Source organism: Streptomyces sp. NPDC002773 (genome assembly GCF_040295605.1).
Taxonomy (GTDB): Bacteria; Actinomycetota; Actinomycetes; order Streptomycetales; family Streptomycetaceae; genus Streptomyces.
In genome coordinates, this window is record NZ_JBEOVO010000041.1 from 25,870 (window position 1) to 49,910 (window position 24,041).

The following is a 24,041-nucleotide window of genomic DNA, read 5'->3' on the forward strand; positions in this document are numbered from 1 at the left end:
TCAGGCGGCGAGCCGGTGGTCCGGCGTCGGGGGAGCGATGTAGGAGTTGGGGTCGGCGGGCGTGCCGTCGAAGCACTCCAGGCAGGACCCCAAGGTCTTCAAGGGGATGCAGTGGAAATAGCGGCGGCGGCAGGCCCCGCAGGTCTGGCGCTTGGCCATCGCCTTGTCGAGCGCCGCCTCCTTCGCGAGCGTCATCGGGCGCTTGGGCTTCGCCAGGTCGATCCGGTACAGCCACGCCCACCGCTTCCCGCCGCGGCATTCGATCCGGGCGACCGGCTCGGCTCCGCCGGGGCGCAGTCCCATCTCCCGCAGCTGGCGGCGGGTCGCGAGGTTCGTACGCCCGGCCTGGCGCCACCGGTAGATCGACAGCGTGCCGTCGCGGGGGTCGTTCGGGTCGATGTCGACCAGGTCCTGGTCCTGGCCGTTCATAACCTGCTCCAGGTGCCGGGGAGGCGGGCGGGGGGCTGCGGGTAGCGGGGGCCGGGGCGCTGCGGGCGGGGCCGGCCGATCCGGCGGCGCGGGCGGGGGATGAGCACGAGCGGTCTCCTCCAGTCGTCGGTGGGCAGCCCTGCGTCCCGCCGACGTCGTGCTGGTGTCGGCGGGGCGCAGCGGGGTGGTGCGGCTGGGTTATGCGGCGAGGCCGTGGGCCGTGTGCGTGGGGTGCTCACCGGAGCTGGCCGGGGCGGGCGTGGTGCGGCCCGGCTGCGGCTGGTCCGGCTGCTGGGGGGCGCCTGCCAGGTGGGTGCCGATCAGGTAGCCGATCAGCAGCCCGGCGACGCCGTAGACCTGGTGGCGGTTGGCCTTCCACCAGGTCGGGGCCGGGGGCTCGGTGAGCACGCCTATGACGGTCGGGGCTTTCGCCAAAACGGGGTCTCCTTCTCGCTCGGAACGGGATGGTGCGTGCGGCCGGGCGGCCTGTCCGGTCCTCGCCCTTCCCGCGGGCGCGGGGTGGGGCGAGGGCCAGGCAGGGCGTCAGGTCAGCGGGCGCTGCGGGTGCGCAGTCGGCGGGTGGTCCACTGCCGCAGCCGGTCGAGGCGCGTGGGGTGGGTGTGCCGCCAGGCGGTGGGGAACACGCCGTCCTCGGTGAGGAAGGACTGGGAGGCGCCGCAGGTGCAGATCCAGAAGTAGGGCTCGGGGCGGGTGTCGTCGCGTACGGCGGTGACCTTGGCCTGGGCGCCGTCGTGGCGGCCGTGGAAGGTGCCGATGCGGAACTCGGTGCCCTTCAGCTGCATGGGATGTCCCTTCGTCAGTTCGGTACGGCGGGGTGGGGTTCAGCCCTGGAGCGGGTGGAAGTTGACGGGTTCGTCGCCGAAGTCGTCTCCGGCCGGGGTGGGGGCGGGGAGGGTGGCGTGGAGGTGGAGGGCGGGGCTGAACACCGGCGCGGGTGCCGGGTGGTTGTGGACGATGGGCCGCAGGGTCAGGCCGCGCAGGGCGAAGATGCTGGCGAGGGCCCACATGAGGGCGGCAAGGCCGGTGGCGGCGGCGCGGCCGCCGGCCGGGGTGGCGGACCAGATCATGGCGAGGGAGCCGATCCCGAACAGCAGCCAGGCAATGCGGGCTCCGGCGTTGCCGAAGAACCCGCCGATCAGACCGAGCAGCCCGGTCAGCTGCCAGAACGCGTACAGGGCGGCCGGGGCGACGGGCAGGTGCGCGGCCTGGTCGGCGAGGAAGACCCTGATCGGGTGGTCGACCGTGCCCCACAGGCCGCTGCCGTCCACGGCGCCGGAGGCCGGGACGTCGGACAGGCCCTTGAGCGTGGCGGAGGCGATGTCGCCGACGGCGTCCAGCATCAGCACGATGAGGCTGAGTCCGCCGAACAGGAGAGTGGCCTTGATCCAGGTGGCGATCTCGTACCAGCTGACGTGCCGGGCCTGGCCGACCTCCTCCCACCGCTCGTAGAGGAAGCCGCCCTCCTTCCAGGTCTTCTTCCACGCGGCGCGCAGCCACGCGAGGCGCCCGGCGCCGTGCTGGCCGTCCGGTTCGGGGGCCGGCGGCTCGGGCGGCAGCTGGTTGAACAGTTCGAGGAAGCTCAGCTTGTACTGACCGTTGGTGGGCTGGCCGTTGGTGGGCTTGTCGTCGGACTGCATGGCGGGGCGACTCCTCGCTCGGGTGCGTGTGATGGGTGGTGGTGCGCAGGCCGGACGGCCTGGCCCGCACCCGGCCGTGAGGGGTTCGGGTGCGAGGCAGGTGGTCCGGAGCAGGGGGTCAGAGGCCGCGGGCGTCGGCGAGGCCGGCGGCCTGGTCGAGCATGCGCATCGGGACGCGGCCGGAGCCGTGGGCGTCGTTGAAGGACGGCACGGAGTCGACGTGCTCGCCGAACGTGCGGCGGATCGCGTCCAGGAGCACGGAGGCGGCGTCGGCCTCCAGGCCGCTGTCGCCTCCGGCCTCGGCGCGGATGGCTCCGAGCATGCAGCGGGCGCCGTCCTCGTCGACCAGGGCGCCGGAGCACCAGCCGCCGGTGAGCAGGCGGTGGTGGGCGCGCTGCAGAAGGGCGGCGACCGGGGTCGGGTAGGAGGCCGGTGGCGGCTGGAGCGTCGGGGTCAGCGGGACGGTGACGACGTCGGCCAGGTCCACGGGCTCGATGGGGATGTGCGCGGTGTTGACCGCGTGGGCGACGGCCGCTTCGTTCAGGCGCGCGGTCATCTCCATGTTCACGAGGGTGAGGCGTTCCTCGAGGGTCAGTGCCGCCGGCGGCGCGGTGGCGGCCTGGCGGGTGGTCGGGACGGGCGGGTGTATCGCGGGGGAGGGTGCGGTGTCGGGCATGGCGGGCTCCAGGCGGGAACGCGAAGGGCGCCGCCGGGATCGTTCTCCGGCGGCGCCCTTCGGCGTCGTGCAGCGGGGGAGGGGAGGGACGCGTTAGTCATCGGGGGTGTAGTTCAGCGCGCCGCAGTTCCAGCAGTCCCATTCGTCGGGGACGTCGACCAGGTCGCAGCAGTTACAGCCGTCGCCGTGCACGATGCAGTCCTCGCCGCAGCTCCAGCAGGTGTAGTGCAGGTGTGCCATGCCCTTGTCCCTTCCCCCGTGATCGTGGTGGGGCCCGACAAGAGCATGCGCCAGCTACCGGCGTTTTACTGCGGAGTTGATGAAGCTGGCCGGACGGGCTCGGTCAGAGGCTGGCGATCAGTCCGGCGAGCGAGGTGAGGCCGTTGTTGATGGTGGGGGCCAGGCCGGTCGCGGCGAGGGTGAAGCCGAACAGGGCGCAGGTGGCGGCGGAGCCTACGCGGACGTAGCCGCCCTTGACGAGGACGACGACGATGATGCCCAGCAGGACGGCGGCGGAGATCGACAGGGCCACGGCGGGTGCTCCTTCGGGTTGGGGGTGGGGCCGGCCGTGCTCGGGCAGGCCGGCCCCGGGGTGGATGCGTGTGATCAGGCGTCGGTGAGACTCTTGATGGCCTCCAGCGCCTGGCGGGGCGAGGTGACCTGCGGCTCGGAACGGCGGCTGCTGCTGCGCTTGCCGCCATCGCCGCCGCCCTTGCCGCCGCCGCCGCGTCGGCTGGACTTGCCCTCGCCGTCGTCGCCTTCCTCGGGCTCGGGCCAGAACTCGCCCGGCCTGACGGGCTCGTTCCAGTCGAACCACAGGCCGCGCTTCTCCAGCTCGCTGATCTCGTAGTCGGTGAGCCGGACGACCTCGTCGGGGAAGAGGGTCGCGAGGTCGGTGTCGAAGTCCGCGAAGAGGCTGCGCATGAGGACGGCGCGGCCGTTGTCGAGGACGATGACGGCGACGCCGCCCGTGCTGACGCCGTTCTCCGGGTCGGCCTCGCCGCGCATGGCCCGCTCGATCGCGGAGCCTTCGCTGCGGGAGTAGCGGGCCGGGATGGTCGGCACGTCGTGCGGGTTCTCCATCGTGCCCTCCGCCGCCTTGCGGGTGGCGCCGGGCGAGCCCATGTTGAAGATGACCGGGCGGGAGTTCTGCCGGAGGTTGTCCTTCATCTCCGTGGAGAACCCGTTGTGCGCGAACGGCGACTGGCCGGCGGGCTTGAAGCCGATGCCGTACTTCAGGCCGGTGACGGTGAGGTCGTCGCCGTCCGACTGGATGAACTCGCCGAAGTCCCCGTCCTGGGCGGCGGTCATGAACTCGTCCGCGTACACGTTCAGCTGCCGGTAGGGGCAGCGCGGGTCGCCCGGCTTGTAGTCGTGCGGCTTGCCGTCGTGCGGCCAGGGCATCTCCGCCCTGATCTCGCACAGCGCCTTCGCCGCCCGCAGCTGGCGGGCCATCCACAGCGCGTTCGAGCCCTGCCGGTCGATGTACTGCCCGAGCGTGGTCGTCTTCTCGTCCTTGCGGACGGTGGACAGCCACACCACCTGACCGGCCAGGGACTCCGACGCCATGTTGATCGCGAAGAATTGCGTCTTGCCCGACCGGCTGACACCGAGGACCAGGCCGTGGGCGGCGGCGTTCTTGTCGTGCTGGAACACCATGTTCTTCACCGGCTGTCCGGTGATGGTGAACCCGCAGACGAACATGCCCTTCTCGTCCGGGGTCAGCAGCTCGCGGGTCGCGGGGAAGATCTGCGACAGCGGCGGCGCGTCGAACGCGCTGATCAGGAACTCCGCGCCGTCGATGAGGACGAACACGCAGGAGTCGTCCTCGGGCAGGCCCAGGCCGCGGCAGACCTTGGCCAGGTCGATGCGCGGCGTCTCGGTGGAGTCGGCCATCTTCGCCCGGTAGAACGTCACGCCCCGCTCGGTGTCCCGGGTCCGGTGGACCAGGACGGAGCCGGGGGCGCCGCCCTTGGGGCCGGCCACCCGGTCCACCCAGCGCTCGGCGTCGGTCGGCTTGGTACGCCGCCGGACGTTGGCCTCGGGGGTGATGCTGGCCTCCATCCAGCCGGGACCGCCCTGGCGGCCGGGCTGGAGCGGGACGTCCGCGAGGGTGACGTCGGCCGCAGGCACCCCGAAGGCCGCGCCGACGGCCTCCGGTGACAGGCCGGTGATCGGCCGTCCGGTCTCCGAGGCCCGCAGCAGCAGGGTGAGGTCGTGCCGCATGCCGGGGTGCCGGGTGGCCTTGACGACGTGGGTGCGGGCGGGCATCCCCGCGCGCTCCCACAGCATCCGTGCCTCGTGGGTGAGCCGGTCCGCGCCGTCGTCCGGGAGCGCCACGGTCGGCTCGGGGGTGGCCTCGGCGGGCGCCAGCTGCGGGGCGGGGGCGGCGACGGCGGGACGGTGGCGACGGCGGGCGTGACGGGAGTACGGCATCACCAGGTAGCCGGCCACCGCCCATCCGGCGGCGAGCAGGCCGTCCATCCAGTACGGACCCCAGCCGGTGGTCGTCTTGGCGGCGACGTCGACGGCGGCGGCCAGGACCAGCGGGGCCCACCGCAGGATCTTGCGTCCGGCGCCGGTCTCCTCGCTCTTGGCCGCGAGGACGATGCCGCCGATCCCGGCGGCGCCGGCCAGCTGCACGACCTGGTTGACGGGGCTGTCGGGGTAGAGGTTCGGGGCCACGGCCAGCACGGGCGCGGCGAGGGTGTAGGCGAGGCGTTCGAGCGCGACACTGCGCGGCGTGGTCACCGGGAGGCTCCTTCGGGAACGAGCGCGGGCGGCCCCGCAGTTCGCGGGGCCGCCCGTGGGGGAGGGGGTCAGCGGTTGAAGAACCCGGGCCTGGGCGTCCTCTCGCGCCGGTTGGAGCGGATGTCGTCCAGCGCGCCGTAGAGCCTGGCGTGGGTCCGCCGGGTCTCATGGGTGAGGTCGGCGGTCTCCTGGGCGGTGTCGCACAGCGTGCGGACCTCGCGGGCGGCGCCGACCAGCGCGGTCTCCACGTTGTTCGTGAGTGACACGAACTTCGGGTCGAGGTGGGCGTTGGCGATGTCCTGCGCCATGTCGCCGGTGTCGTTGGCGTTCTTCTGCATGCTGCGCTGCAGCGCCTCCAGCTCGAGGCCGGCGTCGTCCAGGGCCTGACCGAGCTTGTCGAGCTTCGCCTGGACGGCCTTGTACCGGTTATCGTCGTCGGCCACGACGGGGGCCGTGCTGCTGCGGGGCGCGAGATCGCTGCTCATCAGCGGGATTCCTCCAGGTCGTTCTAGTCGTGGTGGGCGGCGGCCGACGCGTGCGCGAGACCGGCGTCCTCCTTGGCGGCCATGTCCTCGCCGTACACGCGGGCGACTTCCTTGGCCGCGAGCCGGGCGGCCTCCTTGGCGATGCCGCACTGCTCGGCGCACCGCTCGGCCTGCGCCTTCATGCGGGCCGCGGAGTCGGCCAGGTCCGCGATGAGGTCGGTGACCTTGGTGTCGATGTTGTGGTCGCCGACCAGGTCGGCGGCCATCTCCCGCAGCGCGTCGGCGAGCTTGCCGAGCGCCTCCATCAGTGCCTCGGCGCGCTCCTGGTCGGAGGCGGCCTTGACGGCGACCTTCGCCATTCCCATCAGGTACTCGTCGAACGTGATGTCCGTGCGGTGCTGGGCGGCCAGTCCGCTCGCACCGGACGGCCTGCTGACTTCCGAGCTGCTCACGCTGCTCCCTTCCGTGCTGGTCGGCCGGCTGCTGCCGGGCCGTGCGGTGTGCGGTTCCGGCGCGGGCGGCAGGCCCTTCACGCCGGTGGTCACGGCCGCGGGCCCGTCGGGGACGATGTCCGCGTCGACGATGTCGTCCTCGCCCTTGCTGCCGGTGCGCGGCGGGCGGGTGGGCCGGTCGGGCCACTCCACCGTCGGCGTGGAGTCCTCCTCGCCGAACGGGCTGTCCGCCGGGCGGCCGCGCCGCCGGGACCGGCCAGCACGCCCGCTTCCCGCCCGCCCGATCCGGCCGGTGCGACGGGCGCGTCCACGCCCACCGGCCCGGGCGGCTCCGGTGCGTCGCCGCCGGAACCGGCGCCGCTTCTTCGAGCCGTCAGACGCCCCGTCACCGGTCTTGGAGTCCTTGTCCGGCTCATCGGTCGCCTTGCTGTCCTTCGCGGCGCTGGAGGCCCCGTCAGAGCCGTCCTTGGCGGTCTTCTCGCCCGCGCCGTCGGCGCCCTTGTCCTTGGCCTCCTTGTCCTTGTCCTTGGTCAGGCTGACCTTCTCGGTGCCCGCCTTCCCGTCCTTCGCGTCGGCCCGGCGCTTGTCGAAGCGGCGCTGGGCCTCTTCCGCGACGGCCTGGCCCAAGGTGGTGCGACCCGGCTCGGACGACGCCGCGGATTCCCGCTTCGCCTTCCGCGCCGCGTCGCGCTCCGCCCGCTTCGCCCGCCGGTCCTCCCACGCCTGCTGCCGGTTGGCGCGGGCCTGGTCGCGGTCCTTGGACCGGTCGGCGAGGCCGGCGGTGTGACCGGCGCTGCGCCGCTCCTGCCGCCCGGACTGCCGGACCCCGGCGCGGTCCTGGCGGCCGCGGGCCCGCTCGGCACGGGCGCTGGACGCCGGACCGCGCTCTGCCCGGCCGCCGCCGTCGCCCTTCGAGCTGCCGCTGCGGCCGGAGCCTCCAGAGCCCGCCTGGGAGCCTTTCGACCCCCCGGACGCCCCGTTGCGCCCCGAACCGGCTGTATGGCCGCCAGAGGACCGTTCAGGGCCCTTCTTGCGGTCCTTGCCGCCTCCGCCGCTCCCGGTCGATCCGGCCCCCGAACGGCTGCCGGACGCACCGGAGTTGGGGCCGCGCGAGGCCCCGGGCTTGTTCGGCCCCGGGCTCGAGTTGGAGCGGGAGGGCCCCGTGCCGCCACCGCCGCGCGAGGACCCGCCGCCACCGCCGCCGGCCTTCGAGCGGCCCTTGTCCGCGCCCATGCCGGAGCTGGACGACTTCGTGCGGTCGGCGTCGGCCTTTCCGCGCGCCGCCGCCTTGTCGCCCTTCGCTTTCATCATCGCGGCGTGGAGCTTTCCGTTCTGCTCCATCATCGCGACTTCCTGCGCGGTGCGGCCCTCGATCAGCGCGGCCTTCCGTGCGATTTCAGCCTCACGGAAAGGCGCTTCGCCTTCATGAAGCGCCCGCGCCTTTTCCAGCCGGAATTCGAGCCAGTCACCGAGACGATCGGCGAGAGAACGAGGCTGGGCGTATTCGCCTTCCTCGTATTCGCCGTATTCCTCGGCGGCTTCCGGTGCAGAAATTCCTTCCGACCGCATGGCCAACGCCGGGTCCGGGGCGGCCGGAATCGGCGGCAACTCCATCGTCGTCTCCTCCGGGGACTCCGGCGGAGCCTCCGGAATGTCACGCGGCGACGGAATGGTGTCGGCGAAATCCGGGATCGGCGGCGGCGCGTACGAGGAATCACCGCTCCAGGGGCCGCGGACCAGGGTCCCGCTGCCGGACTCATCGGACTCGTCGGACACGGTGCACCTCCCTCCAGGGGGACTTGACAGACAGTGGGGTCTCGTGTGCACGCGCGTGCACGTGCACGTGTGCACGCTTTACGCGCGCGAGGCCCCGCCGGAGCCCGGCGGGGCCTTCGTTGGTGACGTTCAGTTACGCGGGCCGTGCTGCTCCAGCACCTGCTGCGCGTACTGCATGAGGTGGTTCCACAGCCTCGCGTCGCCCTCGGCCCGCTTGTCGATCGCGAGCTTGAACAGGCGGCACACGCTGGTGAATCCGGGGATGACGTCATTGCGTCCGGCTTTGACGTCCTTGGAGATTCGGGACCGAGTAACGCGGAGCCAGAATTCCATCCGGCCGATCTCGCCGCGACTTTCGATCGCCCTGCGCTCTTCTTCCTGCAACCAGCTGTTCCGCCCTTGAATGGAGCGTTCGACGCTGGTGAGGGGGCGCGTCATGCCGACTCCCGACCCATGTCGTAAATCGACGTGGGGCCACCATAGCCGAGATTCCGGCTCTGCGCACCCTCCTGCGGCGGATTCGGTGCGGCCTGGAGCGGCTGCGGGTTCTTCTTACGCTGCTTTTCCAGCTCCTTTCCCTTCCTTTCCTTGAGCGTATTCACCACGGCCTCGTCGTGGGCGCGGCGCTTATAGGCGCTCTTTTCCAGGCCCTCGGTGAGGTTCTTGAGGTTCTTGAGGACGTTTCCGAGGGCCCTTTCGACGGGCATCGCGCGCAGCCTGGCGTGGTACCAGCGGTCGCCCTCCACGTGGGTGTCGCGCAGGTGCACCTGGGTCTCGATCGAGAGGGTCTCCAGGTTCTTGCCGATGTCCAGCAGGACCCGCTGGACGTCGGCCAGGTACCGGGCGGTGGCCTCCGGGCTCTGCGCGACGTCGCGCAGGGGGGAGTAGTTCGGGTCGTTGCTGTTCACGGCGGGGATTCCCTCCTGGTGTACTGGTGGGGCTGTGACTGCTTCCGGCAGTCGCAGCGAGGGCCAGCCCGATTAGCGCGGGCTGGCCCTCACTGGTGTGTGCCGGACGGTGGATCAGGGGCGGTAGCCGCCGGCGAGCAGCTCGGCCGCCTCCTGGCGGTACTCCGAGGCCGTGCCGGGCGAGGTGACCGCCAGCTCGTGCTGGATTTCGGAGAGCGGCAGCCGGTCGGCGTCGCCACCGGCGGCGAGGATCATCCGGGCGACCTTGCGGACCGCCCGCTCGCGCGGCTTGAGCTTCGCGGCGTCCTCGGCTTCGACCGCGCGCCGCTCGATTTCGGCGGCGGCCCGCCGCGTTTCGGCAGCGGCCCGCTCGGCTTCGGCGGCCTCCTTCTGGGAGCGCGCGATGTCCGCGAGAGCGGCCGCCTGGCGGCGGTCCTCCTCCGCCTTCTTGCGGTCGGCTTCGGCAGCGGCCCGCCGCGTTTCGGCAGCAGCCCGCCGCGTTTCGGCAGCAGCCCTCTCCGTTTCGGCAGCACGCCGGTCCGCTTCGGCAGCGGCCTCGCGGGCCTCGGCGATGGCCTGGGTCTCGACGGCCTGCGCCTCCGCCGCGGCGACCCGGTCGGCCTCCGCAGCTTCCTTCCGCTTCTGCGCCGCCTGGCGCTCCAGCTCGGCCGCCTCCAGGTCGGCGGCGGCCTTCACCTTGCGCGCCTCGGCGATCCGGGCGGTCTCGATCGCGCCGGCCTCCGCCGCCGCGACCTTGTCCGCCTCGGCCGCCGCCCTGCGCTGCTCGGCGGCCTTCCGCTCGAGCTCGGCCTTCGCCAGGTCGGCGGCCGCCGCCGCCTTGCGCTCCTCGGCCTCCGCTCGCTCCGCCTCGGCCTCACGGGCGCGGGCTTCGGCGACCACGGCGTTGTCGAGGGCCTGCAGCTCCAGCTCAGCGGCCCGCTCTGCGGCGCTGACCTGGGCTCGGGCGTGCGCTCGGGCCTGCCCGGTCTGGCCGTCGACCTCCGCCTGGACCAGCTCCACCTTGCCCTTGGCGCGCAGCCGCTCGGCTGCGGACTCCGCCTTGGCGACCTCGCTGCGGGTCTCCGCGTCCAGGCGGCGGCGCTCCGCCTCCTCCTCACGCTCGGCGGCTGCCTGTTCCTGCTCGTCGGGCATGGCCAGGGCCTGGGCGACGGTGTAGCCGTACGGGGCCATCTTCATCGGCAGCAGCTCGTCCTCGGTGGCCTGGGAGATGTCGCCCTCGTACTTGCGCTTGAGCCACTGCTCGTAGGCGATGAGGTCCTGATCGCGGCGGATCATCTCCGGGTAGGAGGTGACGCCCCACAGCCGCATCCGGCGAAAGATCCGGGCCGTCGCCACGGGGGCGAGCACCCACCGCAGCCATGGGATCGAGTCGCGTTCGGCCTGGTCAGGGCGGACAACGCGGTCGATCGCGTCGCGGCCGAGCTCCACCACCATGATGAACAGGACCGGCACGACGCCGTGGGCGCCGGCCGCGACGTAGTCCATCAGCGCCCACGCCCGGTCCCGGGGAGCGCCGGACGCGGCGTTGAGGACGACTGTGACGGCCGTCAGCAGCCACACCGGGTAGCGGATCCAGCTGATGGGGCGCTTGAGCCAGGCCATCAGCAGGTCGACGGCGATCATGACCATGATGCCGACGTCGACGCCGACCGCGAACATCTGGCCCTTGCCCAGCGAGCCGAAGCGGAGCCGCTCGAAGGCGAAGACCGCGACGTGCCCGAAGGACAGGTACAGGCCGATGCCCGCGAGGACGAGCGCGGCGATCACGATCGCCCCGGCCGCCCACTTCTGAGTGCCGGTCAGCTTCCCCGGGGAGGGCTTCGCTCCGGTTCCGCTTTCCGTCTCCGAAACGAACTCCGCCGCCTCCGAAACGACGTCGGTCGTCCGCGAAACCGGCGTGGACGTTCCCGAAACGGCGGCCGGTGAGGCCGTCTCGGGGTCGGGTTCAGCCGCGGTTCGCGGCCAGTCGGTGATCGTCATGAGGGCCTCCGAGAGGGGTCATTCAGGTGTGCGCGAAACGGCTGGGGCTGCTCCCGAAACGCGGTGAGGCGTTCCCGAAACGGCCCGGGGTGGGGATGGTTGCTTGCGAACTGGACACCGGCTCTACCCGCTCCGCACCCACGGAAAGGCCGACGGCCCGGGGGGCGGGCGGCCGTGCTCGCGAAGCAGCGCGGGGCGGGCTCGAAACTCGGTGCGGCTCCCGCCGGGCGGACGCGAAGTCAGCGTCAGCGCTCGGGGAACTGCGCGCCGTGCCGACGAAGGTCGGCGGTGGTGATGCCGAAGTGGCGGCACCGGTCGATCAGCGGCTGGAGCCTGGTGCCCTCGGCGAGCGCCTCGGGCGAGCCGACGCCGTACAACCTCTGCATGGCGAACAGCTCGTTGAGCGCGGTCGCGGTGCGGGCGGCGTGCCGTACGAAGCGGCCCTCGCCCACCCACTCCTCCGCGATGACGTGGAGGGTGGTGCGCCAGCTGCCGTCGTAGTCGTCGGGGTCGATCGGCGGGATGTCGCTGCCGAAGATCGCGAAGGCGCACGCCTGGGCGGCGGCTTCCGTGCCGGGCTGGAGCGGGGTCATCGTCGTGGCCATGAGGGCCTCCCTCGACTGTTCGGTCCGGGCTGTCCGGCTCCCCCTCACCGCTCGTCCCGGCCGCCGTGGTGTGCGGCGGCCGGGACGAGCGGATCAGGCAACCGGCAGTCCGTCACTGCGGGTCGGTGGTGACCTCGTCGCGGGTGGGGAAGTTGTGGCGGCCGTCGTCCATGCGGACCGTCAGGTGGCCTCCGGTGTGCACCTCCTCAACGGTCCCCTGCTCTCCGGCGCGGTGCCGGGTGCCCAGGGCCTCGATGTCCGCGGTGAGGGTGATGCGGTTTCCGCGCATGTCGTCCTGCCTTCCAGGAATCGGTCCGGGCTGTCCGGCTCCCCGTCACCGCCCGTCCCGGCCGCCGTGGTGCAGCGGTCGGGACGGGCGGATCAGGCAGCCGCCAGAACGGATCAGGCAGCGCGGTTGCGAGCGGCGCGGCGCTTGAGGGAGCGGCGTTCCCTCTCGGACAGTCCGCCCCACACGCCGGCGGTCTCGCCGCGCTCCAGCGCGCCCTGGAGGCAGGACTCCATCAGCGGGCAGCGACGGCAGATGGCCTTGGCCTCTTCCTCCTGGAGCAGGGCCGGGCCGCTGTCGCCGATGGGGAAGAACAGCTCCGGGTCCTCGTCGGCGCAGGCCGCGCGGGGACGCTGGGGCGCGGTAGCGGTGGAGACGGCGCCGTAGTACGGGGTGCGTACGATGGACGTGCGATTCATCAGGGCCTCCCAGAAGGTCCAGTGCAGAAGACAGCCCCGGGGCGGCCACCCCGGGGCTGTTGCGTTGTACGGCGGCCGGACGGCCTGAGCGGGCGGGAGTTCCCGGCGCTCTCCGCCGGCCCCGGCCGGGAAGGCGCGGGGACGACGGGCAGGGCCGGGTTCAGCGCTGCTGCTTCTGTCGTGCGAGGTAGGTGTCCTGGAGGCGGGCGAAGCGCTCGTGGATCGGCGCTCCGGTCTCGCACGGCTGCTCGGCCTGGCAGGCCGCGCAGGCGCCGAGGTGCGTCGTCGAGTCCTCGAAGGACGTCATGTAGCGGACGTACAGGTCATCGGTCGGTCGGGCGCTCACTTCTGGTGCCTCTCCGACCGCTGGTTCTGCTCCCGGTTCTTCTGCGAGAGCACCTCGCGCTCGGCGTCGGTCAGGCTGGTGATCACGCCGCCACCTCCCAACCGGCCACCACCGGCGCGGCGATGGGCACGAGGACCAGGGCGACGTCGACGTGGGCGACGTCCTCGGGCTCGTAGCCCCGGGAGTCGTCCTCGCGCTCGATGTCGTCGATGATCCCCGCCTGCGGCTGCGCCGCGGTGCGTGCCATGCTGTTCTGCATCAGGTCCTCCAGTCAGGTCCTGGACAGCCCGTCGGGCCGCAATCCCAAGGGCTGTCGCGATCACTCACTCCCCGATTGGGGAGCTGACTGCTTGTACGAGCAGCCACGGCCCCGGCCACCCCGGTTTCTTCGGGGTGGCCGGGGCCGTGGTCGTTCGTCCGGAGCAGATCAGCTCGCGCGACGCTCGGGGTGCAGCGTCTTGAGCGGCACCGGCGGCGCTCCCAGCGGCGCAGCACCGGCGGGCAGCTGCGCGCGGCGGGTGTCGGCGTCGCGAACCGCAGGCTCGGTCGCCGCCCACTGTTCCTTGCGCAGCCGCCACAGGGGCCGGCCGTTGCCGCGCTCGTCGTTCGCCGGCGCCTGCTTCTGCGCGGCGATCTGGCTGACGGCCGGGGCGACCGCGACCTTGGGCTTGCGCCGCACGGTGGTCCGGCGGCGGTGGCCGGTCTCCGCGTGACCGTCCTCCAGGCGCTCCGCCCACTTCTTCACCGTGACGTCGACCGTGACCAGGCGGTTGCTGCCCAGGCGGCAGCGGACGGCCGGGGCCTCGAACGCGCGGCCGGTGTCGTGCGGCACGAGCTTGGGCTTGGTCTGGAGGCCGGTGATCGGCACCCACGTCTCACAGTCGGGGCAGACCAGCGACGCGCAGGCGGGGCGCAGGTCGTACTGGTTGGGCTTGAGGGTGGAGAGGGCAAGCGCCGGGCGGGCGTTGACGGTGCGGGAGCGGGTCCGGCTCTTGCGGGGCCGGGCGGTGCGCTCAACGGTCGAAGCAGACATCTGAACTCCTCGTGACGGAGCGGCAGGGGGAGCGTCGCGATGCTCTCTCCGCCCTCCGGGCCGCACGGCACAAGGCCGGCGTCCCGCAGGACAGACAGCGCACAGCGCTGCGACGTGCACGCAGTCGTCGTGCCGTCAGGCTCCGGGGGAGTTCGATGGTGCTCTCGCGTCCTGGGTGACCCCGAGGACTACCCCGCCGCCCCGAAGAGCGGACGACTACTGCGGTGGTGCGACTACGCGGTGTTCCCGGGGGATCACCGCCTTACCTACATCAGGTTGCCTCAGGTACCCTCAGGTGTCAAGCGGTATAGTGAGGCACCTAGACGGAAGAGAAGGAGGCGAGGCGACATGCCAGGGCAACCGCGGGCCGACAACCGGCCGCCATACGCGCGCATCGCGGGCCACTACCGCGACCTCATCAGCTCCGGGGAGCTGGCGCCGGGCGACCTGCTGCCCAGCATCCGTGCCCTGGCAGATCAGTGGCAGGTCAGCACCGCAACGGCCGACCGCGCCATGAAACTGTTGCGAGACGAGAAGCTGGTCAACGGCATCCCGGGCGTTGGCACCGAGGTCATGGCGCGTCCCGTGTCGCTCGCGTCCGGATCGGAGCGCCACGATCGGAGCGCCACGACGAAGTCGTCGTGGGGCGTGGGGGAAAAATCCTCCGGCCACACCGCGGGCATGGTGCCGGCCCCCGAGGACGTCGCGGATGCGCTCGGCATCGAGCCTGGTGAGGACGTGATTCGTCGAAGCCGTGTCTACCGAGATGCTCACGGGATCGTCTCCCACTCAACGTCCTGGATCCCGGCGGAGTTCGCCGAAGTGCTGCCCGAGCTCGCGCGCAGCGAGCGCCTCAAGGGCGGGCTGTCGCTGGACCTCGTCGCCGAAGCCACTGGGCGCCACGTCGTACAGCGTGTGGATGAGGAGACGGCGCGCATCGCCACTGCCCGCGACCTCAAGCTCCTGGAGCTGGAGCCCGACACCGTCGCAGCGATCCTTGTACTGACCGCGCGCTTCCTGGACGCCGACGGCGAGCTGCTGGAGTACGGCGTGGACCTGGGCGCCCCCGGCCGCACCCGGCGAACCACGTCCGCGGTTCTGCGATGACCGGGCGCACCACCGGCCGCCCGGCTCCCACGCCTCGCGCGATCCTCATGTCGGGCTTGCAGGGCGCGGGCAAAACGACCCTCGCTCGCGCCCTGGAGAAGGCTGGCTTCCGGCGTCTCTGCCCCGACGAGGAGATGTTCCGCCGCTACGGCCACTACGGCCGAGACTTCCCCCGTGGGCAGTTCAGGATTCGAGAGGCACCCGTGCTCAAGGACATCGCCCTTGAGCTCGAAGAGCTCCTGGCGGCCGGACACGACGCCGTGGTCGACCACGGCTTCTGGACTCCGGAGGAACGGGCCCAGTGGGCAGCGACTGTGGTGAAGGCGGGCGGTGAGCCCATTTTGATCTACCTGCCGCTCCCGCACGAGGTGCGCTGGGACCGGATCCGGAAGCGCAACGAGCAATCGCTGATCGACGCGAACTCGATCGAGTTCAGCGAGGAGGACCTCCTTCGGCATGCGGGACGCTTCTCCCCGCCGACCGACGACGAGCCGCACCTCGTGTACGACGGCAATCCGGGCAGCGTCCTCGCCCTGCTCCGCCGCGCGCAGCAGCCGGATGCGGATGGAACCGTAGAACACTGAGAGCCTCCCGAGTCGGCGGACCGTTGTTTCGGTTCTAGGTCCGTCACACTCGGGAGTGCCAGATCCGACATGTGGCCGGATCATCTGGCCACATAGGCCACGAGGTTGGGGGCGGGATGGCACAGAAGCCGAGGGAGCTGACGCCCTGGGTGTCGCCCTTGCACAACTGGGGATACCAGCTGCGGGAGCTGCGGACCTCACGGGGACTGAGCCTTCGCGAGCTCGGCAAGATCACTCGCATCGACCACAGCCACCTGGGACGATTCGAGCGAGCGGAGCGAACTCCCGACCGGTCGCAGGCCGTGGTCCTGGACGACAAGCTGGGCGCCAGCGGGATGCTGCTCCGCCTGTGGGAGCGGATCGGTGACGAGCGTGGCCATGTGGCCAATCCCCGGGCCCATGTGGCCAGATCATCAGTGGACCTAGCTTTCGCCGTGGCCGACCAGGCAGCGTCGGACGAAGGGATCTCGGTCCCGTGTCGTCTAGCTGATGGGTCGGTGATTTGGGTGGCTCTGAATCGGCGTGCGCTGCTGCGCACGGGGATGGGGCTCGGGGCTGCGGCCGCCGTCGGCGTCGGTTCGCCGGCCTTCGCGGACTCCGGTGCCGTTCCCGGTCTGGTCCGCAAGGCCCGGGCCGCGTACGCGTACGGCTCGACGCCGGTGGAGCACCTGCGTCGCACCCGCCGCCTGCTGATCGACAACGACAACCTGCTCGGGCCCCGGCACGCCGTCGCCGCCGTGCGCGACCACATCCAGGTCATCCAGGAGCTGCGCCGGGACGCGAAGGGCGCCGACCGGCGCGACCTGATGGAGCTCCAGACGCAGTACGGCGAATTCCTGTCCTGGCTCTACCAGGACCTGGGCAACCCGCAGGCGGCGTCGTACTGGCTGGACCGGGCCATGCAGTGGTCCCACACCGTCGGCGACAACGACCTGACCACGTACGTCATGGCCCGCAAGGCACAGCTGGCTGGTGACACGGCCGACCTGGTCGACGTGGTCGACCTCGCCGAAGCCGCCCAGCGCATGGCCCGTCCCCGCAGCCGCCTCGCCGCCGTCGCGCGCACCTATGAAGCGTACGGACACGCGCTGCGCGGTGACGCCGACGAGAGCGAGCGGGCGATCGACGACGTCCGCAACGCCCTCGATGGCGCCGCCGCCGACCCCACCCCGTGGGGCGTGTGGCTGAACGCCTCGTACGTAGAGGTCCACCGCGCTCAGGGCCTCGAGGCCCTCGGTAAGCACGACCAGGCCGCAGACGCGTTCGGCGCCGCCATCCGGCTGATGCCGGACGGCTACCACCGCGACCGGGGCGTCTACATGGCGCGGCAGGCCGTGGCGTTGGCCGGCGCCCGCGCCCCGGAGCAGGCCGCCGCCCTCGGGATGCACGCGCTGACCGTCGCGGAGGACACGGGCTCCGGCCGGATCACGAACGAGCTCGTCCGGCTCGACAAGGCCCTGATCCCCTGGCAGCGCGAGCCGGCCGTAGCCGAGTTCCGCGCCACCTTCGACTCCACCCTCTTCCACGAGACTGAAACGGAAGCCTGAGCAGATGACTGCCCGCCCGTACGTTCTGCTGTCCGCCGCCATGTCGGTCGACGGCTACCTGGACGACATCAGCCCCGAGCGGCTGCTGCTCTCCAACGCTGAGGACTTCGACCGCGTCGACCAGGTCCGCGCGGAGTCCGACGCCATCCTGATCGGCGCGAACACCATGCGCCGGGACAACCCGCGCCTGTTGGTCAACAGCGACGAACGCCGTGCTCAGCGCGTCGCCGACGGCAAGCCGGCCTACCCGCTTAAGGTCACGGTCACCCGCACCGGCGACCTCACCGCCGACCTGAAGTTCTGGCACCACGGCGGCGACAAGTTGGTCTTCACCGTCGACAGCACGGTGGAAAAGGTCCGCGCGACGCTCGGGGACCTCGCCGACGTCGTCAGTGTCGGGCCCGACCTCGACTGGGGCCTGGTCCTCGATGAGCTCGGGCGCCGCGGCGTCAAGCAGCTGATGGTGGAGGGCGGCGGCACGATCCACACCCAGCTCATGGCCCAGGACTTGGCCGACGAGGTCCACCTCGCCGTCGCGCCGCTGCTCGTGGGCCAGGCAGACGCCCCGAAATTCCTGGGCGCCGCCGACTATCCGGGCGGGTCGACCGCCCGTATGCGGCTGCTGGAGGCCCGCGCGATCGGCGACGTCGTGCTGCTCCGCTACGCCCCGAAGGAGCGTGGCTGATGCACGCTCCCGACCGGGACGAGGACCTCCGCTGGATGCGGCGCGCGATCAGCCTCGCCGCGCTGTGCCCCCCGGCCGCCGGGGCGTACTCGGTGGGTGCGGTCATCGTTGCCGAGGACGGCACCGAGCTCGCGGCCGGCTACTCGCGCGAGGCCGATCCGCGTGAACACGCGGAGGAGGCCGCCCTCGCGAAGCTCCCGGCGGGCGACCCGCGGCTGGCCACGGCGACGATCTACTCCTCCCTGGAGCCGTGCTCCCAGCGGAGCGCGGATCGTACGCCGTGCACGCAGCGGATCCTCGAGGCCGGGATCCCGCGCGTCGTCATCGCCTGGCGCGAACCGCCGTTGTTCGTTGCCGACTGTGTGGGGGTCGAGCAGCTCGCCGAGGCGGGCGTGGACGTCGTGGAGCTGCCGGAACTCGCGGAGGCCGCACGCGCCGCGAACTCGCATTTGGGGCTCTCGTGACCGCGCCTGTCCGTGATCTCGGCATCGCCGTTTCGTTGGCGGCAGGCCAGGCGCTTCCCTCACAAAGATCCAGTGATGTATGGTTTCGGAGAACATCAGGTGGGATGGAGGCTGCCATGTCGGATCCGCTGCGTCGAGACGATGCCCTAGTGGATGCTGACACGCTGCCTCCGCCGCACATTCGTCGGCAGCTGCGCATCGCCGCGAACCTCACTCAGGAGGAAGTCGCCGAGGCCCTCGGCGTCAGGCGCCTCGCCGTCGTCGGATGGGAAGCCGGCCGCACGCAGCCCCACCGCAGCAACCGCCTGAAGTACGCGGAGTTCCTCCGTGGCCTGGCCAAGGAGCACCCGGCCGTCGCCCAGGGAGGTCCGCGTGAGGACTGACCTCGGTCCCGGTTTTGGGTACGCCGACTCCGCCTCTGTTGTCGAGGGGGTCGGCGTGACGTAACCGCCATGGCCGCGCTGCTTCGGCGGACTAACCATCCGCTCGGCCGCGTCGGCCTCGTCCTGACCGGACTCACTGTCCAGGTCAACGCTCAGTCCCGGTCTTCACCCGGTCCTGAGCTTCGGCTCATTGAGCCAGATCTCTATCAACAACACCGGCCGCTAACCACGGCCACCACAGCCGCGCAGCACCCGCTGTGCGTGTCCCGCAGGGCCCCCACCACAGGGGCTCTGCAGTCCCACCGAGACGAGAGGAGAAATCTCCCCCTGCCGTTCGGTGTCTGCCCCGCTTCGCGAAGAAGGGGGCTGCACCCTCATCCACTCGCCGGCCGTCCCGTGTGAACGGGGTGGTCCGACTCGCATATGGAAGCAGGTGTCTTCGCCATAGTGCCCGATCTGGTGTCCCCTGAAAAGTCGAGCACCGTCCGTTTCTGTGCGATTCGCACGGTTCACGCGTTTCACGTGACGGAACAGACGTCCGTGATCCGTACCTTCGCGCCTTTTGTTCAGGAAGAGGGTCTTCCTGTAGGAAGCCACAACCCTGCCGGGTCTGTCCGGTCGGTGTCCGCCCGCGTCCGCAACAGCTCCGCCGGTGGCGTCCTCGAGGGGGTCGTCCCGTGTGGCGGGACGCGATCCGAGGTTTCTGCCCGCCGTGCGGGAGCGCTGGGGGCAATCGGGGTTCGACGGTCTCTGTCCACAGGGCGGCCGGTCCAGGCTGACGCGGTGATCACTTCTCGCTCCACTGTGCCCAGCCCTCGCTTCGCCCCCCAGGGGGGTGTCCGGTTTAGCCGGTACACCACGGCCATGAACATCTACACCGCTCTGCCCGCCCCGAGCGTCCGTTCGCTCGCCGCGTTCCGCCTTCCGGCCGTTGTGGGTGCTCGATGAGCGCCGTGGCGACGGCCGGCGCCGCTTCGGTGGACGAGTCCGTCGACGACGTCGCCGACAACCTGGTCGGCACTGCGTCCGTCCCGGCCGGTGAGGTTCGGGTGCGGCGTCAGCGGGTGCGGGTGCCGATGCGTCTGGTGTGGGAGCCGTCCTACCAGGATGTGGCGCTGGCTGTATACATCAAGGTCAAGGCGCTCGCGTCGCGGCCTGAGGGCTGCCAGGCACGGACGGAGACGATCGCGTCGTACCTGGGGCTGTCGGACGCGTCGGTGGAGCGGGGGATGACGCAGCTGCGCCGCCCGGGCCGGGACGGCGTGGTGGAGCTGTTCACGCAGCGGCGGACACTGCCGGGCGGGACGGGGCAGTCGGCGGTGCGCACGGTGCGGTCGATGTCGCCGACGGAGGCGTTCGTGTGGCTGCCGGTGGCGGCCGCGGAGGACCTGACGCCGCGGCAGCTTCGGGTGTTCGCGCTGGTGGCGTACGCGCAGGCGCGGGGGATCTCGCTGACGGAGGCGGACCTTGCGTCGTCTCTTCGGCACTACTCGGGCAAGAAGGTCGGCCAGGCGTTGTCGGTGACGGCGGCGTCGGTGGTCGTGGATGAGGTGGAGGCGGCGCGCTGGATGACGGTGCAGCGGCGTGCGGGGGCGCGGGGCCGTCACCGGTACATCGCGCACGACCTTGCTCCGGAGGCCCGCGCGGACGCCCTGGCCGACGGATGCGGGGCTGCTGCGGAAGTCGCTGAGACGGCTGTGGACAGCGGTTCTGAGGGGCTGGCCAGTTCCCAAGTTGGTGAGGGATCGGGTTCCCCGGTTGGTGAGGGATCCCTCGCGAATGAGGAATCACCTAGGACTGACTCACCGGAGGACGGGCGAGCGCTCTTCTCATCCGCCGTAGGCGAGGTACAGGTAGGTAAGGGCGCTGAGCCTGTGGAAAGCCCGGCCGGTGAGAAAGCTGCCGCGGGCCGGGGCACCGCTGGTCTCGCGCTTCGCGCGGGTGGGAAGAACAAGCCCTCGCCGAAGAAGCCGGTCGTCGAAAAGCGCAGCAGTAGGGCCGGGGGCGGCCGGGGATCGTCGTCGTACACCGGTCCGCAGCTGGCGATGAGCGCGGAGATCTACGCCGTGTTGGAGCCGGTGCACCACCTCCTGGCTCAGTTGACCAACGTGTTCGTCGCCCGGCAGATCGCCCGCGAGGTCGGCCACCAGATCGACGCCGGCACCTGCGCCGAGCGCCTCCAGCACCGGCTGACCACCCGGCTGAACGGGACCATGTCGGATGAGATCCGTGACCCGGGCCGGTGGTTGCTCGGGGTCGCCCTGCCCCGCTGGGGCTGCGGCTACGCCGACTGCGAGTCCGGCACCATCTGGCGCACCCAGACGACCTGCGAGCTGTGCGCCGAGATCGTCCAGGACCAGGCCGCCGCCCGCGAACGCGCCCGGCGTGCCGTCGAGGGGCTGTGCTTGGAGCATGGCACCCGCCCCGGCCCGTCCGGCCACTGCATCGACTGCGACCTCGAGGCTGCGACCGCCCGGCCCGCCGACGTCCCGGCCCAGCGGGTCGTGGAGGGACCGAAGCGGGGGACGTGCGGCGAGTGCGGCGCGGTGATCTTCATGACCGGCCACGCCCTGGACGATGGCCTGTGCAAGCCCTGCCGCGAAGAGCTTCACCCGGACACCGCCTCTGCGCCCCGGGCCGTTGCGGTCGTTCCGGTGCCCGCTCAGGTCCGCACCGCGACGCCTGTGCCGGTCGAACCGGTGGAGGAATCCAGTCCGAGGACCTGCCAGGGCCGGGAGGGAGACGCGGCGTGCACGCGCGAGGCCCTGCCGATGCGCCGGTTCTGCCGACGGCACGTGGTCCAGCAGATCGCCGGGGTGATGGCCTGATGACCAGCACTCCGCAGTCCTCCGGCGTCGACCTCGCCCGCCAGGCCCTCCTCGCCGCCCGCGAAGCGGCGAAGAAGCAGGGCACCGCCCGACAGAAGCCGAAGCGGCGGACCACCGTCGTCGTCCGCGACGGCCGCTTGCCGCTCGCGTTCGGTACGGCGATCGGCATGATGATGACTGAGCGCGGCCTGGTCGCCCCGGCCGCCGGCGGCAGCGTCCTGGCCCAGTGGGAGGCCATCCTCACCGCGGCCTCGCCCGAGCTCGCCGGGCGCGTGAAGGCCACGGGGTTCGACGAGGAGTCCGGGCGTCTGGACGTTGTCCCCGACGCCCCCGCGTACGGCACGAAAGTTCGCTGGATCGCGCCGAGGCTCATCGAGGTGGCCAACAGCGCGGTGCCCGACGCGAACGTCCGCGCCGTGCGCGTCCTGGCACCCGCCGCCCGCACCGCTGCCACGGCGATGTCCCCGGCGGCCGCCGATGAACCGGCACCGCGGCAGGTCGTTCCGGCCGGGCCGGTGAAGACGAGGGAGACGGCGTCGGCCGGCTACCGCCGCGCCCTCGCCGCCCACCATGCGGTCGCCCCGCCCCGCCAGCAGGATCCGGCTCTGGCCGCGGCCGTCGTACGCCAGGAGCAGGTGCGCCGCGAGCTCGCCGCCACCGTCTTCCCCGGCGTCGAGCAGGACCAAGAGGACGAGGTGCCGACGTCGCTCGAGGACGTCCGTGCCCAGCAGCGTCAGGCCGCCGAAGCCGTCCGCGCGGCTGCGATCCGCCGGGCCCGCACCGAACGTAGCGGCCAGACCAATGTGGACGGAGCGCCAACGTTGCGCAAGGTCGGATGAGTCTCCCAGCCCGGCTGGTTCCGGCCTGATCTCTCTGAGGGGAGGACAGCTTGTCGGTGGCGTACGCCACTATCAGTCAACCAAGCGACTGAGTTGGGGGGGTCATGACCTCGTTCGTTTACATGATCGGCGAGGAAGGCGAGTCCGTCGTCAAGATTGGAAAGGCGAACAGTCCAGCTGTCCGTCTCGCGTCTCTTCAGACAGGCAACCCAACGCCTCTAAGGGTCCTGTGGGTACACGAAGGGGACCGTCAGCTCGAAGGACACCTGCACGCCGTCTTTGCTGACTATCGGGTGCGTGGCGAATGGTTCGATCTGGCGCCGCTGGGAGATCCAGTAGTGGCAGTCCAAACGGCAGTCGACGTCGCAGCCCACGGTCTCCTGCCCAGACCTTCTCGCCAAGGATCAAGAACCTCCGGCCAGCTTCCTCAGAACGATGCCATGTCAGGGGCCATTGGCCGCGTGCCCTGCGTATGCGGACACAAGCCCGTCGTACATGGAAGAGACGGATGCACCGTCGCAGGTTCGGAGGAGCACCTCGACTGCCAGTGCGAGAGGTTCGTGTCGGAGGAGGTCTTACACGGGATTCCCGCCGCACAGGGGTCGCCACTCGCCCGCGTCGAGACGAAGGGCTGGAAAGGACCCACTCCACCGGAACGCGTCGCAGCTTGCCGTGACCCCCGATTCGCCTCCGTGCTTGCTGAAGTTGAGAAGACCACGTGGCCCGACGGTCGTCTGGCCCTCAGCGGGTATTGGCCTGAGGCTCTGGCGACCAACATGCTCTGGCGCCTTCAGCACCTGAAGGATGGAGCGCAACAGTTTGCGACCGTCCTAGATGAAGCACTCAGGCTGCAGTGGCCGGAAGGAACAGCGATGTTGCCAGGCCGCCTCGCGGAAGACCTCGCGCACGCGGTAGTTGCCCGTTCGCTCTCGGTCGAAGACCCGGCTGCTCGTGCGAGCACGTCGACGTCTCGCCAGCGTCCGACCTGAAGGGGGCTGAGGGTCCTGGCTGTAGCGACGTTGCGACCGCTGCGGTTCGATGGCCTGTGGACCTGCCAGCCGCAATCTCGCCGTCGAGGTCTGCCCCAGCATCGAGCAGTACGAGGAGTGAGAGGACGACTCTCGAGCCCGAATCCTCTGGGGCAGACGGCGGCTCCACGTGACCCGGCGCAGCGGGCTCTCGTTGGCCCGACGGCAGTATGTGTCGGCGGATGTCCACGACTGAACCGGAGAGAACCGATGAACCTTCCGACCCGGGAGGAGTGCATTGCCAATGCGCGGCGCGTTATCGACATGGCGCGGGCTCGGATCGCGCGCGAGCGAGCGCTCGGTCTGCTCGCTCCTCAGGTCGAGTTCATGCTCCGGCGCCTCGAACGGCAGCAGCGCGGTCAGCCCAGCACCGACGGCGCGGCCGAGGAATCTCTGCTGTTGCACTTCGCCGGCCTGTGGAGCAGCCCTGGCCCCATCTACACCTCGCTGCGGACGCTTAGCCAGAAACTTGATTGGGGCACGGACGAACTCCGGGCAGCACTTGATCATCTTGTCGGCAGGTCGGAGCTCCGCCTGTACTTCGCGAGACAGGAACTAGAGGACACCCGTAACCTGCCCGTCCGTCGCAATTTCGAGGTTGTCGCGGACTGGCAACACATCAACGAGAACCGGCCTCGGTCTGCCCAGCTCCCTGGCTAGGGCCTGTTGCGAAAGCGGCTGAGGAAGCAGTTCCGCACGCCTCCGTCGCTACTCTGGGTACGACCGCGATGCAGGGGGCAACGGTGGGACG

At 71.2% G+C, this 24,041-nt stretch carries 29 protein-coding genes; 10 read left to right on the forward strand and 19 right to left on the reverse strand.

What is annotated here, in order from left to right:
- The 19 genes from ABT034_RS31425 to ABT034_RS31515 form a co-directional block, all read right to left on the reverse strand.
- Positions 1-429, reverse strand: coding sequence for an RRQRL motif-containing zinc-binding protein (locus tag ABT034_RS31425; protein WP_351220473.1), 429 nt, complete (start codon positions 427-429; stop codon positions 1-3).
- Positions 430-627: 198 nt separating this feature from the next.
- Positions 628-864, reverse strand: coding sequence for a hypothetical protein (locus ABT034_RS31430; protein WP_351220474.1), 237 nt, complete (start codon positions 862-864; stop codon positions 628-630).
- A gap of 113 nt (positions 865-977) precedes the next feature.
- Positions 978-1,232 (reverse strand): hypothetical protein, encoded by a 255-nt coding sequence (locus ABT034_RS31435; RefSeq protein WP_351220475.1) that lies wholly within the window; start codon positions 1,230-1,232, stop codon positions 978-980.
- Between the two features lie 39 nt (positions 1,233-1,271).
- Positions 1,272-2,087: a hypothetical protein gene (locus ABT034_RS31440; protein ID WP_351220476.1), complete on the reverse strand. Its 816-nt coding sequence runs from the start codon at positions 2,085-2,087 to the stop codon at positions 1,272-1,274.
- A 118-nt stretch (positions 2,088-2,205) separates the two neighbouring features.
- A complete protein-coding gene (locus tag ABT034_RS31445) occupies positions 2,206-2,763 on the reverse strand; it encodes a DUF6197 family protein (RefSeq protein WP_351220477.1) in 558 nt (185 codons plus the stop codon).
- 93 nt (positions 2,764-2,856) lie between these two features.
- Complete coding sequence (locus ABT034_RS31450) at positions 2,857-3,003, reverse strand: hypothetical protein (RefSeq protein WP_351220478.1); 147 nt, start codon at positions 3,001-3,003, stop codon at positions 2,857-2,859.
- 103 nt (positions 3,004-3,106) lie between these two features.
- Positions 3,107-3,295 carry a hypothetical protein gene (locus tag ABT034_RS31455; RefSeq protein WP_351220479.1) on the reverse strand — a complete coding sequence of 63 codons (189 nt, stop codon included), beginning with the start codon at positions 3,293-3,295 and terminating at the stop codon, positions 3,107-3,109.
- A gap of 74 nt (positions 3,296-3,369) precedes the next feature.
- Positions 3,370-5,514: a chromosome segregation protein ParM gene (locus ABT034_RS31460; protein ID WP_351220480.1), complete on the reverse strand. Its 2,145-nt coding sequence runs from the start codon at positions 5,512-5,514 to the stop codon at positions 3,370-3,372.
- A gap of 68 nt (positions 5,515-5,582) precedes the next feature.
- Complete coding sequence (locus ABT034_RS31465; protein WP_351220481.1) at positions 5,583-5,999, reverse strand: conjugal transfer protein TraB; 417 nt, start codon at positions 5,997-5,999, stop codon at positions 5,583-5,585.
- Positions 6,000-6,022: 23 nt separating this feature from the next.
- On the reverse strand, positions 6,023-8,227 hold the full coding sequence (locus ABT034_RS31470) for an ATP/GTP-binding protein (RefSeq protein ID WP_351220482.1): 2,205 nt from the start codon (positions 8,225-8,227) through the stop codon (positions 6,023-6,025).
- 129 nt (positions 8,228-8,356) lie between these two features.
- Positions 8,357-8,665, reverse strand: coding sequence for a hypothetical protein (locus tag ABT034_RS31475; RefSeq protein ID WP_351220483.1), 309 nt, complete (start codon positions 8,663-8,665; stop codon positions 8,357-8,359).
- The gene (locus ABT034_RS31480; RefSeq protein WP_351220484.1) at positions 8,662-9,135 is read right to left on the reverse strand and encodes a hypothetical protein; all 474 of its coding nucleotides are present in this window, start codon (positions 9,133-9,135) and stop codon (positions 8,662-8,664) included. The genes ABT034_RS31475 and ABT034_RS31480 overlap by 4 nt, the downstream gene beginning before the upstream one ends.
- 114 nt (positions 9,136-9,249) lie before the next feature.
- The gene (locus ABT034_RS31485) at positions 9,250-11,136 is read right to left on the reverse strand and encodes a DUF2637 domain-containing protein (protein WP_351220485.1); all 1,887 of its coding nucleotides are present in this window, start codon (positions 11,134-11,136) and stop codon (positions 9,250-9,252) included.
- 245 nt (positions 11,137-11,381) lie between these two features.
- Positions 11,382-11,741: a hypothetical protein gene (locus ABT034_RS31490; RefSeq protein WP_351220486.1), complete on the reverse strand. Its 360-nt coding sequence runs from the start codon at positions 11,739-11,741 to the stop codon at positions 11,382-11,384.
- A gap of 112 nt (positions 11,742-11,853) precedes the next feature.
- Positions 11,854-12,030, reverse strand: coding sequence for a hypothetical protein (locus tag ABT034_RS31495; RefSeq protein ID WP_351220487.1), 177 nt, complete (start codon positions 12,028-12,030; stop codon positions 11,854-11,856).
- A gap of 113 nt (positions 12,031-12,143) precedes the next feature.
- A complete protein-coding gene (locus tag ABT034_RS31500; protein WP_351220488.1) occupies positions 12,144-12,446 on the reverse strand; it encodes a WhiB family transcriptional regulator in 303 nt (100 codons plus the stop codon).
- Between the two features lie 160 nt (positions 12,447-12,606).
- Entirely contained in the window at positions 12,607-12,792 is a 186-nt protein-coding gene (locus ABT034_RS31505; RefSeq protein ID WP_351220489.1) for a hypothetical protein, read from the reverse strand.
- An 82-nt stretch (positions 12,793-12,874) separates the two neighbouring features.
- Positions 12,875-13,051 carry a hypothetical protein gene (locus ABT034_RS31510; protein WP_351220490.1) on the reverse strand — a complete coding sequence of 59 codons (177 nt, stop codon included), beginning with the start codon at positions 13,049-13,051 and terminating at the stop codon, positions 12,875-12,877.
- Positions 13,052-13,219: 168 nt separating this feature from the next.
- Positions 13,220-13,825, reverse strand: a complete 606-nt coding sequence (locus ABT034_RS31515; protein WP_351220491.1) for a hypothetical protein — start codon at positions 13,823-13,825, stop codon at positions 13,220-13,222.
- Positions 13,826-14,173: 348 nt separating this feature from the next.
- On the opposite strand from ABT034_RS31515, the gene ABT034_RS31520 reads away from it, so the two are divergent.
- The 10 genes from ABT034_RS31520 (at position 14,174) to ABT034_RS31570 (ending at position 23,950) form a co-directional block, all read left to right on the forward strand.
- Positions 14,174-14,932, forward strand: a complete 759-nt coding sequence (locus ABT034_RS31520) for a GntR family transcriptional regulator (RefSeq protein ID WP_351220492.1) — start codon at positions 14,174-14,176, stop codon at positions 14,930-14,932.
- Entirely contained in the window at positions 14,929-15,516 is a 588-nt protein-coding gene (locus ABT034_RS31525; RefSeq protein ID WP_351220493.1) for a P-loop nucleotide/nucleoside kinase family protein, read from the forward strand. Before ABT034_RS31520 ends, ABT034_RS31525 begins: the two co-directional genes overlap by 4 nt.
- Before the next feature lie 116 nt (positions 15,517-15,632).
- Positions 15,633-17,063, forward strand: a complete 1,431-nt coding sequence (locus tag ABT034_RS31535; protein WP_502973099.1) for a helix-turn-helix domain-containing protein — start codon at positions 15,633-15,635, stop codon at positions 17,061-17,063.
- Between the two features lie 4 nt (positions 17,064-17,067).
- Positions 17,068-17,748, forward strand: a complete 681-nt coding sequence (locus ABT034_RS31540; RefSeq protein ID WP_351220494.1) for a RibD family protein — start codon at positions 17,068-17,070, stop codon at positions 17,746-17,748.
- Entirely contained in the window at positions 17,748-18,212 is a 465-nt protein-coding gene (locus ABT034_RS31545; RefSeq protein WP_351220495.1) for a deaminase, read from the forward strand. Before ABT034_RS31540 ends, ABT034_RS31545 begins: the two co-directional genes overlap by 1 nt.
- Positions 18,213-18,361: 149 nt before the next feature.
- The gene (locus tag ABT034_RS31550) at positions 18,362-18,595 is read left to right on the forward strand and encodes a helix-turn-helix transcriptional regulator (RefSeq protein WP_351220496.1); all 234 of its coding nucleotides are present in this window, start codon (positions 18,362-18,364) and stop codon (positions 18,593-18,595) included.
- Between the two features lie 944 nt (positions 18,596-19,539).
- Entirely contained in the window at positions 19,540-21,423 is a 1,884-nt protein-coding gene (locus ABT034_RS31555; protein ID WP_351220497.1) for a hypothetical protein, read from the forward strand.
- Complete coding sequence (locus ABT034_RS31560) at positions 21,423-22,262, forward strand: DciA family protein (RefSeq protein ID WP_351220498.1); 840 nt, start codon at positions 21,423-21,425, stop codon at positions 22,260-22,262. The genes ABT034_RS31555 and ABT034_RS31560 overlap by 1 nt, the downstream gene beginning before the upstream one ends.
- A gap of 122 nt (positions 22,263-22,384) precedes the next feature.
- Entirely contained in the window at positions 22,385-23,251 is an 867-nt protein-coding gene (locus ABT034_RS31565) for a GIY-YIG nuclease family protein (RefSeq protein WP_351220502.1), read from the forward strand.
- 249 nt (positions 23,252-23,500) lie between these two features.
- Positions 23,501-23,950 carry a DUF6042 family protein gene (locus ABT034_RS31570; protein WP_351220499.1) on the forward strand — a complete coding sequence of 150 codons (450 nt, stop codon included), beginning with the start codon at positions 23,501-23,503 and terminating at the stop codon, positions 23,948-23,950.
- The last annotated feature ends 91 nt before the right edge of the window (positions 23,951-24,041 follow it).